Below are 13,666 nucleotides of genomic sequence, written 5' to 3'. Positions count from 1 at the left end.
TCTTCGTCGCGTGCGTTATATGTGTATAAGAGACATCCACACACCTTCGCCAGAACCGCCCCCACCCTCCCGCGCGTCCTGTTCTACGGTGCCATCAGTCACTCACGACAGACTGACGACCAGGCTGAAGACCAGACTCGTGACCAGGGAGGAACCGTGCAGCAGCCCAGTACCGCGCTCGCCGAACGCATCGCCGAGCGCAGATGGGGAGGCGACGACCCCCGTGCCCTGGTCGGCGAGATGCGGCGGTCGGTGCTGCTGGTGCCGGTGGCCGGCGGGGGGTTGTGGTCGGTGCGTTCGGGCGGGGTGCGGTGGATCTGCGGGTTCACCGACGAGGCCGCGCTGGCCCGGTTCGCCCTGCATCACGGGCCCGGTGACCAGCCGATGGAGTACGCGGCGCTGCTGGGCGCGCGCATCGTGGACGAGATCGTGCCCGCGCTGGGCGAGCCGGCCGGTCTGGCCGTCGACATCGCCACGGAGGACGGTTCGATGTTCTTCCCGCCGGTCACCGGCATCGTTGCGGAGGCGGTCGCCGTCGATGCCGGTGAGGCGGGAGAGGGGACGCGGTCATGAGCGGTGACGGTACGGACATCAATCTCGACAAGGCGTCCGTCGCCAAGTTCACGCAGGGCGTGGGCGCGACGATCGACGAGCTCGGTGAACTCGGCGGCGCCACCGGCTCGATCATGGGCAAGGGCTTCTCGGAGCTGGCGATGACGGGTATGGAGGCCGGGCACCACGGTCTCTCGGTCGACTTCGAGGACTTCTGCGAGCGTTGGGAGTGGGGTGTGCGCGCCCTGGTGCACGACGCCAGCGAGCTGGCGAACCGCCTCGGTCTCGCGGCGGGCACCCTGTGGGAGCACGACCAGTACGTCGCGGGCACCCTCAAGGTGGGCGCCAACTCCCTGTTCGGCGGGAACCCGCACGCCAGCGAGGAGGACATCGCCAAGCAGGACTGGGGCGACATCTTCACGCCGGACTATCTGAACCCGGACTGGAGTGCCGAGTCGTGGGACAAGGCCGGCGAGGAGATGGAACAGACGTGGAAGGACACCGGCCGTACCGTCCTGACCGAGGGCCGGGGCGGGCAGCAGTCGGAGATGCTCAACGACGCGTTGGGCATCTCCGACGACCAGTGGGACCAGGCGCTGGACGACACCTTCGGCCCGTCGCCGGAGGAACGCGCACAGCAGGCACAGCAAGAACAGCAGCAGGGTGAGTCCGGGGGGAACTGACTGTGGGTATCGGCGACTTCATCAGCGACATCACGCCGGACTCGGTCGAGGACTTCGTCGAGGACGGCACCGAGTGGGTCGGCAACCGGGTCGAGGACGCGGGCAACTGGACCGCCGACCGGCTGGACGACGTCGGCTGGGAGTCCGGCGCGGACTGGGTGCGCGAGCAGTCCCGTTCGGTCGCCAACCGGATGGGCGCCGAGGTCGACGAGATGGACCTCGGACAGACCGAGGACAAGACCAAGCTGATCTACGGCAGCCCCAGCGAGATCACCGCGACCGCCACCAGACTGAAGGCCTTCCAGAAGGCCTTCGACAGCACCGGCGACGGCCTCAAGGGCATGGACCCGGCCCGGCTCAAGGGTGAGACGGCCGAGGCGCTGCGCACCGCGGTGAGCACTCAGCCGCCCAAGTGGTACAACGCCGCCGACGCCTGCACCAAGGCCGTCGGCGCGCTGGAGGCGTTCGCCGGCACCGTCACCTGGGCACAGGGGCAGGCGCAGACTGCGATCGACAAGTGGAAGGAGGGCGTCAAGGCGTCCGAGAACGCCGCCGACGCCCACCGCAAGAGGGTCGACGACTACAACAGTGCCGTCGACCGCTACAACGCCCAGCCGTCCGACAAACGCGACCCGTCCACACTTCCTCCCTGCCCCGCGCCCACGTTCGACGACCCCGGCAAGAAGCTGATGAAGGAGGCCCAGGACATCCTCGCCGAGGCCCGCACGCAGCGGAACTCGGCGGCGGAGACGGCCCGTAGCGCGGTCCGCGCCGCCCGCGACATGGCCCCGGCGAAGCCGTCGTACGCCGATCAGCTCGGAGACGGGCTGCAAGAACTGCAGATCATGGGCGACCACGTCGGCGGCGGCATCATCAAGGGCACGGCGGGGCTGCTCAACTTCGTCCGCAGCGTCAACCCGCTGGACCCGTACAACATCACGCACCCGGCCGAGTACGCCACGTCCCTCAACAGCCTGGCCGCCGGTCTCGTCGTCGCCGCCAACGACCCCGTCGGCACCGGCAAGCAGATGATCAGCGACTTCATGAAGGACCCGGCCGAGGGCTTCGGCCGCCTGCTCCCGGACCTCGCGCTGACCGCCGCCACCGGTGGCGGCGGCGCCGCGGTGAAGGCCATCCGCGTCGCCGAGGAGGCCGCTGACGCGGCGCGGCTGCGCAAGCTGGTGGACGACGCCCCGGACGGGACGCACAACCGGCCGGACGGCGGGCGCACCACCGACGGCACCGACCCGGTGGACCTCGCCTCGGGCCGGATGTTCCTGCCCCAGACCGACCTCGAGATCCCCGGCATTCTGCCGCTGGTCTTCACCCGCCGCACCGAGTCCGGCTGCGCGGCCGGCCGTTTCCTGGGGCCCGCTTGGACGTCCACCGTCGACGAGCGCCTGAAGATCGACGCCATCGGCGTCCTCCACGTCACCGCCGACGGGCTCCTGATCCCGTACCCGCACCCGGTCCCCGGCGCGCCGACCACACCGGAATCGGGCAGAGCCCGCACCCTGCTGGCCCGGGACGCCGAAGGCGACTACACGCTCACCGATCCCGGCACCGGCCTGGTCCGCCACTTCACCGCCCCGCCCGGCTCCGAGCCGGGCGACGACGGCACGGCCTGGCTGTCGACGGTCACCGAACGCAACGGCCACACCATCACCGTCGACCGCGGCGAGGACGGCCTGCCGCTGGCCCTCGTCCACTCGGCGGGCCACCAGGTGAGGTTCACCACCGCCGATGGCCTCGTCTCCGCCCTCGCTCTGGCCGGGCCGGGCGGGAGCGGCACGGATCTGCCGCTGATGAGCTACGGCTATCAGGACGGCAACCTCACCACCGTCACCAAGCCCTCCGGCGCCACCACCACCTTCGTCTACGACGACCGCCGCCGCGTCATCGCCTGGATCGACTCCAACGCAAGCCGCTACGACTACGTCTACGACGACCGCGACCGCGTCGTGGCCGAAGGCGGTGAAGCCGGCCACATCCAGATCACCCTCACCTACACCGAACCCGACCCCGAAACCGGCCACCGCACCACCACCCTCACCACCGCCGCCGGGCACACCACCCGCCACGTCATCGACGACCACTGCCGGGTGATCGCCACCACCGACCCCCTCGGCCACACCATCCGCTCCACCTTCGACACCCACGGCAACCTGCTCACCCGCACCGACCCGTTGGGCCGCACCACCGTCTACACCTACGACGAGTCGGGCCGGGTGGTGTCCGCCACCCGGCCCGACGGGAGCGTGCTGCGTACCGTGCGCGGCCCGTTCGGCCTGCCGGTGGAGGTGACCGGGCCCGACGGGCACCGCACGACATACACATACGACGAGCACGGCAACCGCACCTCGGTCACGGAGCAGGCCGGACACACCACCTGCTACGGGTACGACCAGCACGGCCGCCTCACCTCCGTCACCGACGCCCTCGGCGCCACGACGCGGATGGTCCCCGACGGCGCGGGCCTGCCCACGGAGGTCACCGACCCGGTCGGCGGAGTCACCCGACTGGACCGCGACGCCCTCGGCAGAGTCGTACGCATCACCGACCCGGCCGGCGGAGTCACCCACTTCACCTGGGACGCGGACGGCAATCTCGCCCGCCGAACCGCCCCGGACGGCGCCACCGAGTCATGGACCTACGACGGCGAGGGCAACTGCCTCACCCACACCGACCCGGTCGAGGGAGTGACCCGCTTCGACTACACCCACTTCGACCTCCTCGCCTCCCGCACCCAACCAGACGGCTCCCGCTACGAGTTCCAGCACGACGCCTTCCTACGCCTGGCCAGGGTGACCAATCCCCAAGGGCTCTCATGGAGTTACGAGTACGACGCGGCCGGCCGCCTTGTGTCGGAAACCGACTTCGACGGACGGACCCTCCGCTACCGTCTCGATGCCGCAGGGCAACTGACGTCCCGCACCGATGCCCTTGACGGCGTCCTCACCCTGGAGCACGACCAGCTCGGCCGAATGATCAGGAAGGACGCAGGAGGCAGAACCACCACCTACGCGTACGACGCGTCGGGACGCCTCTTGCAGGCGTCCGGCCCGGACGGAGACCTGATCCGCCAGTACGACAGGCGCGGCCTGCTCAAGACGGAACTCGTCGACGGCCGCGCCATCACCTACGTGTACGACGCGCTCGGCCGCCGAACTCGACGCGTGACCCCGACCGGCCATGTCACCACATACGCCTATGACGTGGCAGGCCGCCTCGACGTGATGGCCGCGAGCGGCCATCACGTCGACTTCACCCATGACGCCGCAGACCGCGAGGTGTCGCGCTCCTACGGCGACACGATGACACTGTCGTCCGTCCGGGACGAAGTGGGCAGAGTTTGCGCCCAGTACGTCACGGCCGGCGGACAGGCCCTGAACAGCCGTTCGTACACCTACCGTGCCGACGGTCACCTCACCTCCGTGGCCGATGAGTTGTCCGGCACCAGGTCCTTCGAACTCGACAACGCCGGCCGGGTCACCGCCGTCAACGCCCACGGCTGGACGGAACACTACGCCTACGACCTCGCCGGCAATCAGACCGAAGCCTCCTGGCCCTCCACGCATCCGGACCACGAGGCAACCGGTCCTCGGTCGTACACCGGCACCACGATCAGCCGTGCCGGCAACAGCCGCTTCGAACACGACCGTCTCGGGCGCGTGGTCCTCAAGCAGCGGACCCGCCTCTCCCACAAGCCGCAGACATGGCGTTACGCGTGGGATGCCGAGAGCCGGCTCACCTCCGTCGTCACGCCGGACGGCACCCTCTGGAAGTACCGATACGACCCGCTGGGCCGCCGCATCGCCAAGCAGCGTCTCTCGGACGACGGTGAGACCGTCCTGGAGGAAACCCGCTTCACTTGGGACGGCATGGTTCTATGCGAACAGACGACCGACTCCCATGGCCTGCCGAACATCGTGGCACTCACCTGGGACCATCGCGGCTCGGCTCCCCTCGCCCAGACCGAACGCATCCTCTCCCGCGACGAGGGTCAGCGGGAGATCGACCGCCGCTTCTTCGCCATTGTCACGGACCTCGTCGGAACCCCGACCGAACTGGTCGCCGAGAACGGGGACATCGCCTGGCGCGCCCGGTCGACCCTCTGGGGTACCACCGCCTGGAACCGGAGCAGCACCGCCTACACGCCCCTCCGCTTTCCCGGCCAGTACCACGACCCCGAAAGCGGCCTCCACTACAATCTCTTCCGGCACTATGACCCCGCCACGGCCCGCTATCTCACCCCGGATCCCCTGGGCCTGGCGCCCGCACCCAACCCGGCCACCTATGTCCACAACCCGCACACATGGACGGACCCGCTGGGCCTTTCTCCCTATCAAGACAAGGGAGGAAGCGCGGAGATCGATTCCCGAAAGCTCGACTACCTGTTCAACAAGGACATCAAGCAGGACTCGCACAACTCCCCGAGGGCGCTCCAGAACGAACTGCAACTCCACCGTATCGGCATACCGGACACTCCAGAGATGCGGCAATATGTCACCGATCATCTGTCAAATGCCGCCCAGCAGCCCTTCGGGCGCACCTTCAGCAAGGAGTGGCCCGGCGGAAGCGGCGAGTTCGGCGTGACCGAGTCTGTTCTCCACGGCCCGCACGGCGCACTTGGCGTCGAGAGCACCTGGGAGATCCTGCCGGACGGCGGGCACAGGCTCTCCACAGTCATCTTCCGCGGCAGTGGCCCGAACGTCAGCATCCACGGCAGCCTGGATCACTGGCCGCCGTACACCGGAAAGTGAAGGTGGACGTGTACCGAGAGTTCCTCACCCCCGACGACGAAGAGGTCTACGAGGCCGTCGGCGAGTGGCCCGACTCGGACGAGAGTGGCGCACGGACCCTCACCCTGCGAGGTGATTCCGGACAATCTCTCATTTTTTCCTACGACGCGCTGGCGAGGTCGGTGAGGATCCGATGGGTGAACGATCAGGGAATCGAGATGATGGATATTTTCCGCGAAAGCGCAACACGCCTTTCCTTCACCTCAGGCCAGTCGGCCAAGCACATTCTCATCGATTTCCAGACCGGCGAGTGCACGGGGACCCTGGAGATTCAAGTGACGCCCCACCTGTCGGTACGGGACCGCCTCCTGTTCCAATAGAAGGCACAAGGGTGTTGTTGTAATGACCGAACGAGAGAAGCTGCTCGACGCGGACGGCGCTTTCACGTCGGCCCGGCTGCGGGGGAAACCGGTGGCCCCGGTGGCCGTGGGCGCGCGGATCGACACGGCGCCGGCCCGCCGGATCACCGCCGGCTGCCGTACCGTCGGAGCCTCGCACATCCTCGCCACAAGCCTCGCCGACACCCCCGCTTCGACCTCCCGGCTCCCCGCCGACGCGGACTTCACGGGCATCCGCCCGCCCTCCCTCCTGCACACCCCCGACACGCAAGGAGCCGCCCTCTTCCCCGAGAACGGCTACGCCCTGATCGCGGGAGCCCCTGCCTCCATGGCCACCGCTGTCAGCGAGGGCATCGACACCGCCCGCGCAGACTTCGCGCGCTACGCACGCGCCCTCCAGGAACGGCACCCGTCACTGGCGTCCGTGGCCGCCGCCCACCCGCCCCGCCACAGAGCCTGGTCCGACACCGGCGACGTCGACCCGTCCAGCGCGGCAGCACAACAACTGGCAGTGCTGGACGCGTTCACCGACGGGACGTGCTCCGCACAGGACTTTGCACACGGCTGGTGGAAGGCGCGACGCGCTTCCCAGGCGAACGGGGAACGCCTCCAAGGGGCGCTCGGCGGTCTCTTCGACCGGTTGTTCGCGATCCTTGAGGACTACGCGGTCGATCCCGACCTCGCGGAACCCGGCGATCTTGACGACGCCGGGCTGCGGATCGCCGTAGGCGCGGCCTGGGACGCGTTTCGCCGCCGATGACCACGCGACTGACCTTCGACGGCGGCTGGCGTGCAACGGTGACGGACGATCCGCTGCGCATCACCCCTCGCACTGACCCTCGACGAGCTCCCCGCCGCCCTGGCCGCGGCCGATCGCACCAAGGACGCGCGCGTCCGCGACAGCCTCCCGGAACGCTTCGCCGCCCTCGGTGCCGATCCCACCGCCGACGACGTCGTCGAGATGAACCGCGCCGCCCACCGCTGAGCCAATGGGCGGCAGCAGGTCGTGGTCCAGGACGTGGTCGCCGATCCCGCAGCCCGCGCCCCCTCGCGCACCCTGTTCGCCCAAGCCCTCGACTCGCCCCGCGATGACGGAGCGTCGTCGCAGGACGCGGCGACGGTACCGGTGGCGCCGAGGCGAACGAGGGGAACAAGGGGAACGAGCGGCGGGCACGGCCGCCGGACCGCCGAAGCGGCGCACGTGGCCGGCCGGCCGTCCGGTGGCCTCAGCCCGCCGGACGGACCTCGTGGCGCAGGAGCAGCGCTGCCGTGCTGGTGAGCGCGAGGGGCACGCACATGATGAAGAAGATCCGCGAGATGCCCCATCCGGCGCCGATCATGACTCCGCCGAGGAGGCCGCTGGCGAGCGTGCCGATGCGGCCGACGCCGCTCATCCATCCGATGCCAGGGCGAGGAAGCGGAAGCGGTCGTACCTCCTGAGGCCGAAGGACGCCAGGAGCTGTCCGCACAGGGTTCCGGCGCCGAACACCCCGACGACGGCCGCGGTGCGGGATGCCGTCAGTCCGGCGCGCCCTGCCATGAGCGGCAGGTAGTTGAGGAGGAGGAAGACCACCCCCAGGAGGACGAAGTAGCAGAGCCAGATGAGGAGCGTGGTCGGCGCGAGGGAGCGGGACAGCAGGATCGCGCTGATCTTCCGCGTCGGCCGCCGCTCGTCGTCCCGGGCGCGGGACAGATCGACGTGGGAGGTGTCCCGGCCCGGCACCAGCAGGGCGAGGCTCTCGCGGATCTGCTCGGCCGGTCGTCCGCGGGCGAGCAGGACACTCACCGATTCCGGGACATAGACCAGGACGAGGGGGACGAGCAGGAGGGGGGCGAGACCGCAGAGCGCGAGCACCGCGGGCCAGCCGAAGTCCGGCAGGACGGTCGACGCGAGGAGTCCCCCCGCGACCGTGCCCGCCGCGATGCCCGAGAAGGCGAGGGCCACCACCGGTGCGCGGCGCGGGGCCGGCGTCGAGTCGGCGACGATCGCCATGACGACCGGGGCCACGGCACCGAGTCCCGCGCACGCCACGACACGCAGGACGGCGAGGAGCTCGATGGTCGTGGCGAGTGACATCGCTGCCGTGGCCGTCCCGAAGACCACGATTCCGGCCGCGGCCATGCCCTTGCGCCCGTACCGGTCGGCCAGCGGTCCCGCCACCGAACCGCCGACCGCCATGCTCAGCACCCCGGTGGTCACGGTGGTGGTCACCGCGCTCATCGGGGTGCCCCAGTCGCGCATGATGTGCGGGTAGACGAAACTCGCGATGGTGATGTCGAGGCCTTCGGCGACCATCACCACGAGGCCCAGCAGCACGACGAGCTTCTGCCGCGGTCCCATCGCGGTCGAGTCGATGAACTCCTGGACGCTCAGCTTCGGTGAGGGGGCCCGTCCGGAATCCGGCAGGGAGTCGAGGGACATGGGAGGGGACCTTTCGTCGGGTCGGGGACGCGCCGGCGACCGCGTCGCCCGGCTCGGTTCCGGTCAGGTTCCGGTCCACTTCGGGAGGCGCTTCTCGACGAAGGCACGGGGGCCTTCCACCGCGTCCCGGCTGAGGGTCCGCCGTTCCTCCCACACGTACCGAGTGGCGAACGCCCGGTCCAGCGGCAGGGTGGCCGAGACCGTCGCGGCTTCCTTGACGGCACGCAGGGACAAGGGTGCGCAGCTCAGTACGTCCTCCAGCCAGCCCTCCACACAGGCGTCCAACTCCTCGGCCGGCACCACCTCGTTGACCAGGCCCAGTTCGTACGCGCGTGCCGCGGTCATGCGGCGGCCTGTCAACAGGTGTCCCATCGCGATACGGAAGGGCGCCTGCCGGGTGAGTCGGAACACCCCTCCGGCCCCCGCGACGAGTCCGAGTCTCGCTTCGGTCAGCGCGAACTCGGCGTGCTCCGCGGCGATCACGATGTCGCAGGCCAGGGCCAGCTCGAAGCCACCGCCCAGGGCGTACCCGTTCACGCGGGCGATCAGCGGCTTGGACATCGAGAACCGCTCGGTCAGCCGGGGCCAGCCTGGTTGACCGCGGCTGCCGAACGTCGAGTTGGCGGTGCCTTCGTCGATCCGGCGGACCAACTCCTTGAGGTCCTGGCCGACGCAGAAGGACCGTTCACCGGCGCCGGAGAGGACACCCACCCAGATGTCGTCGTCCGACTCGAAGTCGTCCCAGATCTCCGCCAGTTCGGCGTGCATCCGCAGATTCATGGCGTTCAGCACCTGCGGACGGTCCAGGGTGATGTGGGCAACATGGCCGCGCTTGTGGTAGCGGACGCATCGCGGAGCGTCAGACATCCGTCATTCCCTGTTCGTCGAACGGTCCCGGAACCGGCGTCGGTACCGGGCTGGTCCCCGGCCGGCACAGGGGCCGCGCCCGGTCTCGCGGCGGCCGTCGCCGTGTCAGAGCAGGGATCGCGACCACCTCTCCACCGCCTCGGCGGTCGCCACGGAGTGTTCCTCCAGCATCGTGAAGTGATCACCGGTCACCTCGGCGGCGTCATGGGGCAGATGCCAGGAGGCGATCCGCGTCCCGTCGGGCCCGTGCGGTGTGGCGGCGTGCACCAGCAGGGTGGGGGCGGCGATCGGTTCGGGTTTCCAGTCCCTGAAGAGTCGCGTGTAGGCCCCCATCGCGGTCAGCCGGTGGTCGTCGATCGAGACGAGCCGGCTGTCGCGCTCCAGCATCCCGCCGACCATCAGCGAGTACCCGCGCGGGTCGCCCCCGCTCGCCGGGGTGTCGAGCAGCACGACGCCGTGGGGAGTCCTGCCCCCGCGCTCCAGGGCGGCCGCCACCTCGTGGGCCAGCCAGCCGCCCGCGGAGCGGCCGACGAGCAGCAGGGGCACCTCCCCCACCGTCTCGGTGATGGTCCGGGCGTGCGTCTCCGCCAGGACCCGCACCGAATCCGGCAACGGTTCGCCCGGGAGGAAGCCCGGATGGACAAGGGCCGCCGCCCTCCAGGCGTCGCTGAAACCGTCCGCGAAACGGACGTACACATGCGTGCCGGCGATCGCGCTGAAGGAGGGCAGGCACACGACGGTCCGGCGGGCCGTCCTGCGGCCGAACCAGACCGGGGCACGCCGCACGGCCGGGTCCGCGGGATCGGTGAAGGTCCTGCGCATCCGTGCGGCGGTTTCGGCGAGAGCCACGGCCTCGTCGATACGCCCGGCTCCGGCCGCGTCCCGGAACAGCTCCGTGAGCAGGCCGGCGTCGCCGTCGTCACCGGACCGGCTCTCCCCCGTGGGCTCTCCGCAGGAGGCGTCCTCCAGGCGGGCGTCGACGAAGGCCGCGACCGAGGCCAGGTCCTCGCAGTCGAGGACGAGCGTGGCGGGCAGGCGGAGACGGAGCGCGCGGCTGAGCCGGTTGCGCAGCTCGATCGCGGTCAGCGAGTCGAAGCCCAGCTCCTGGCGGGTGCGGCTCGCGGTGAGCGGCGTACCGGTGTGACCGAGGGTGTGCGAGGCCTCGGCCCGTACCAGCTCTGTCACGGCGGCCAGCCGTTCGGCCCCGGTCAGAGCGGCGAGCGACCCGCCCACGGCACCCGATCCGTTCGCTCCGCTTCCGGTGGCATCGCCGTCCCCGCGGTCGGGCGAGGGGGTGGTTTGCGGCGCGGGCGTGGCCGTGGGAAGGGACTGGTCCTCGATCCAGTACGGCCGGTACTGGAACGGGTAGGTGGGGACGTCCACCAGCCTGCCGTGTCCCTCGGGCAGCCGACTCCAGTCGACGGTGCCTCCGTCGACGTGCGTCTGTGCCAGGGCCACGAGGAGCGATTCGGTCTCCGGGCGGTCGGCGCGCAGTGCCGCGGCGAAGACCTGGTCCTCGGCGTCGGGCACGATCCGCTGCGCGAGCGCGGTCAGGACGCCGCCCGGCCCCACCTCCAGCCAGCGTACGGCGCCGGCCTCGCGGGCCCGTGCCACCGCGTCGGCGAAGCGGACCGGGCGGCGCGCGTGCCGTATCCAGTACTCGGGGTCCACGACCTCGGCGGGCAGCCCTGCCAGCGTGGGTTCGTGGAGTTCCAGCCCTGCCACGACATCGCGGAACTCCTCCAGCATCGGGTCCATCAGCGGTGAGTGAAACGCGTGACTGGCCGTCAGCCAGTGCGTCCGCCGGCCTCGTTCGCGCCACCCGTCCACCAGCTTGCGGACCGCGCTCTCCTCACCGGACAGCACGACGGACGTCGGGCCGTTGACCGCGGCCAGCGCCACCCGGTCCTCCAGACCGGTCAGGGACGCCGTGGCCTCGGCCTCGGAGACCTCCACCGCCGCCATGGCGCCGCCGGGCGGCAGCGCCTGCATCAGGCGGCCCCGCGCCTCCACCATGCGGCAGGCGTCCTCCATGGACATCACGCCCGCCGCGTGGGCCGCGGCCACCTCGCCCACCGAGTGGCCCACCACGGCTCGGACGTCGACTCCCAGGCCGCGTATCAACCGGTACAGGGACACCTCCACCGCGAACAGGGCGACCTGGGTGTAGTGCGTCCGGTCGAGGAGCCCGTCCCGCGCCTCGCCGAAGACCACGTCCTTCAGGGGCAGCCCGGTACGCTCCGCGACGGCGTCGAACGACTCCGCGAAGACGGGATGCGTCTCGTACAGTTCCCGCCCCATGTGCGGGCGTTGGCTGCCCTGACCGGAGAACAGCAGCGCGGTGCCGCCGGGCCGCGCGACGCCGCTGATCTCGCGGGCGCCGGTGGCGCCCCGCAGGAGGACCGCCCGGTGCCGGAAGACCGAACGCCGGGCGAGCGTGAAACTCACGTCCACGGGGTCGGCCTTCGCCTCCTCGACGTACGACCGCAGCCGCGCGATCTGGTCCCGCAGCGCGCCGGCGTCCCGCCCGGAGAGCGGCCAGGGCACCAAGGACGGTACGGCGTCCGGCGAGCCGTCGCCGACGGCGCCGGTGTGCGGCGCGGGCGCCTCGGACGGGGCCTCGGACGGGGCCTCCAGGATCACATGGGCGTTCGTGCCGCTGATCCCGAACGAGGACACCGCCGCCCGGCGCGGCCGGCCCGTCTCGGGCCAGTCGCGTCGGCTCGTCAACAGTTCCACGGCCCCCGCCGACCAGTCGACGTGCGGCGTCGCCTCGTCCGCGTGCAGGGTCCTGGGCAGGACGCCGTGCCGCATCGCCTCGATCATCTTGATCACGCCGCCAACCCCGGCCGCGGCCTGCGTATGACCCACGTTCGACTTCATCGACCCCAGATAGAGGGGGCGGTCGGCGTCGCGCTCCTGGCCGTACGTGGCGAGGAGCGCCTGCGCCTCGATCGGGTCGCCGAGCTTCGTGCCGGTGCCGTGTCCCTCCACCACGTCGATGTCCCGCACGGTGAGGCCCGCGTTGGCCAGGGCCTTGCGGATCACCCTCTCCTGGGACGGGCCGTTGGGGGCCGAGAGTCCGTTGGAGGCGCCGTCCTGGTTCACCGCCGTCGCGCGCAGGACCGCGAGCACCGGGTGGCCGTTGCGCCGGGCGTCCGAGAGCCGCTCGACGAGCAGCGTTCCCACGCCCTCGGCCCAGCCTGTGCCGTCGGCCCCGGCGCCGAACGCCCGGCACCTCCCGTCGGGTGAGAGGCCCCGCTGCCGGCTGAAGGACAGGAAGGCGCGCGGTGTCGCCATGATCGTCACTCCGCCGACCAGCGCGAGGCCGCACTCGCCGGAGCGGAGCGCCTGCGCCGCCTGGTGCAGCGCGACCAGCGAGGACGAGCAGGCCGTGTCCACCGTCACCGCCGGCCCCTCGAAGCCGAACGTGTAGGAGATGCGGCCCGAAGCCACACCCCCGGAGAGGCCGGTGACGAGGTAGGGCTCCAGTGCGTCCGGCACCTGCCCGGTCGCGTAGTCGTGGTGGACGACACCGGTGAACACGCCCGTGTCGCTGCCGCGCAGCGAGGCCGAGTCGATCCCGGCACGCTCGAACACCTCCCAGGCGGTCTCCAGGAGCAGCCGCTGCTGCGGGTCCATGGCCTGCGCCTCGCGGGGCGAGACCCCGAAGAACTCCGCGTCGAACAGGGCGGCATCGTGCAGGAAGCCTCCCTCGCGGGCGTTGCAGGTCCTGGGCCGGTCCGGATCGGGGTCGTAGATGCCGTCGATGTCCCAGCCCCGGTTCGTGGGGAACCCGGAGATGGCGTCCCGCTCTTCCAGGACCAGCCGCCACAGGTCCTCGGGCGAACGCACGCCGCCGGGATAGCGGCAGGCCATGCCCACGACGGCGATCGGCTCGCGGCTCGCCGCCGTGGCGCCGCGCAGCTGCCGGCGGGTCTCGTGCAACTCGGCGGTGACCTTCTTGAGGTAGTCGACCAGCTTCTCCTCGGTGCCCGTCAC

Annotated in this window: 10 protein-coding genes; 5 read left to right on the top strand and 5 right to left on the bottom strand. The window is 70.8% G+C overall.

Annotation, left to right across the window (positions count from 1 at the left end):
- Window positions 1-156: 156 nt before the first annotated feature.
- From P1P75_RS03965 to P1P75_RS03945, 5 genes are read left to right on the top strand one after another with little or no spacing between them, the layout of a single operon-like run.
- Entirely contained in the window at window positions 157-573 is a 417-nt protein-coding gene (locus P1P75_RS03965) for a hypothetical protein (protein WP_319251860.1), read from the top strand.
- Entirely contained in the window at window positions 570-1,235 is a 666-nt protein-coding gene (locus tag P1P75_RS03960) for a hypothetical protein (RefSeq protein ID WP_319251858.1), read from the top strand. Before P1P75_RS03965 ends, P1P75_RS03960 begins: the two co-directional genes overlap by 4 nt.
- Before the next feature lie 2 nt (window positions 1,236-1,237).
- Window positions 1,238-5,998, top strand: a complete 4,761-nt coding sequence (locus P1P75_RS03955) for a putative T7SS-secreted protein (protein ID WP_319251856.1) — start codon at window positions 1,238-1,240, stop codon at window positions 5,996-5,998.
- An 8-nt stretch (window positions 5,999-6,006) separates the two neighbouring features.
- Complete coding sequence (locus P1P75_RS03950) at window positions 6,007-6,357, top strand: hypothetical protein (RefSeq protein WP_319251854.1); 351 nt, start codon at window positions 6,007-6,009, stop codon at window positions 6,355-6,357.
- Between the two features lie 22 nt (window positions 6,358-6,379).
- Complete coding sequence (locus tag P1P75_RS03945) at window positions 6,380-7,135, top strand: hypothetical protein (protein WP_319251852.1); 756 nt, start codon at window positions 6,380-6,382, stop codon at window positions 7,133-7,135.
- Window positions 7,136-7,195: 60 nt separating this feature from the next.
- Here P1P75_RS03945 and P1P75_RS03940 read toward each other — a convergent pair whose 3' ends face one another.
- The 5 genes from P1P75_RS03940 to P1P75_RS03920 form a co-directional block, all read right to left on the bottom strand.
- Complete coding sequence (locus P1P75_RS03940) at window positions 7,196-7,444, bottom strand: hypothetical protein (RefSeq protein ID WP_319251850.1); 249 nt, start codon at window positions 7,442-7,444, stop codon at window positions 7,196-7,198.
- Window positions 7,445-7,601: 157 nt separating this feature from the next.
- On the bottom strand, window positions 7,602-7,769 hold the full coding sequence (locus tag P1P75_RS03935; protein ID WP_319251848.1) for a hypothetical protein: 168 nt from the start codon (window positions 7,767-7,769) through the stop codon (window positions 7,602-7,604).
- Window positions 7,766-8,797 carry an MFS transporter gene (locus tag P1P75_RS03930; protein ID WP_319251846.1) on the bottom strand — a complete coding sequence of 344 codons (1,032 nt, stop codon included), beginning with the start codon at window positions 8,795-8,797 and terminating at the stop codon, window positions 7,766-7,768. Before P1P75_RS03930 ends, P1P75_RS03935 begins: the two co-directional genes overlap by 4 nt.
- Window positions 8,798-8,860: 63 nt before the next feature.
- The gene (gene dpgD, locus P1P75_RS03925) at window positions 8,861-9,664 is read right to left on the bottom strand and encodes an enoyl-CoA-hydratase DpgD (RefSeq protein WP_319251844.1); all 804 of its coding nucleotides are present in this window, start codon (window positions 9,662-9,664) and stop codon (window positions 8,861-8,863) included.
- 105 nt (window positions 9,665-9,769) lie between these two features.
- Window positions 9,770-13,666, bottom strand: a complete 3,897-nt coding sequence (locus tag P1P75_RS03920; RefSeq protein ID WP_319251842.1) for a beta-ketoacyl synthase N-terminal-like domain-containing protein — start codon at window positions 13,664-13,666, stop codon at window positions 9,770-9,772.

The organism is Streptomyces sp. ID05-39B, from assembly GCF_033794725.1.
Classification (GTDB): domain Bacteria; phylum Actinomycetota; class Actinomycetes; order Streptomycetales; family Streptomycetaceae; genus Streptomyces; species Streptomyces bobili.
This window is presented reverse-complemented; position numbering and strand designations above follow the sequence as displayed.

Coding starts and splice junctions, on each gene's coding strand:
- P1P75_RS03960 (WP_319251858.1), top strand. CDS start 570: ATGAGCGGTGACGGTACGGACATCAATCTCGACAAGGCGTCCGTCGCC.
- P1P75_RS03945 (WP_319251852.1), top strand. CDS start 6,380: ATGACCGAACGAGAGAAGCTGCTCGACGCGGACGGCGCTTTCACGTCG.
- P1P75_RS03935 (WP_319251848.1), bottom strand. CDS start 7,769: ATGAGCGGCGTCGGCCGCATCGGCACGCTCGCCAGCGGCCTCCTCGGC.
- P1P75_RS03930 (WP_319251846.1), bottom strand. CDS start 8,797: ATGTCCCTCGACTCCCTGCCGGATTCCGGACGGGCCCCCTCACCGAAG.
- dpgD (WP_319251844.1), bottom strand. CDS start 9,664: ATGTCTGACGCTCCGCGATGCGTCCGCTACCACAAGCGCGGCCATGTT.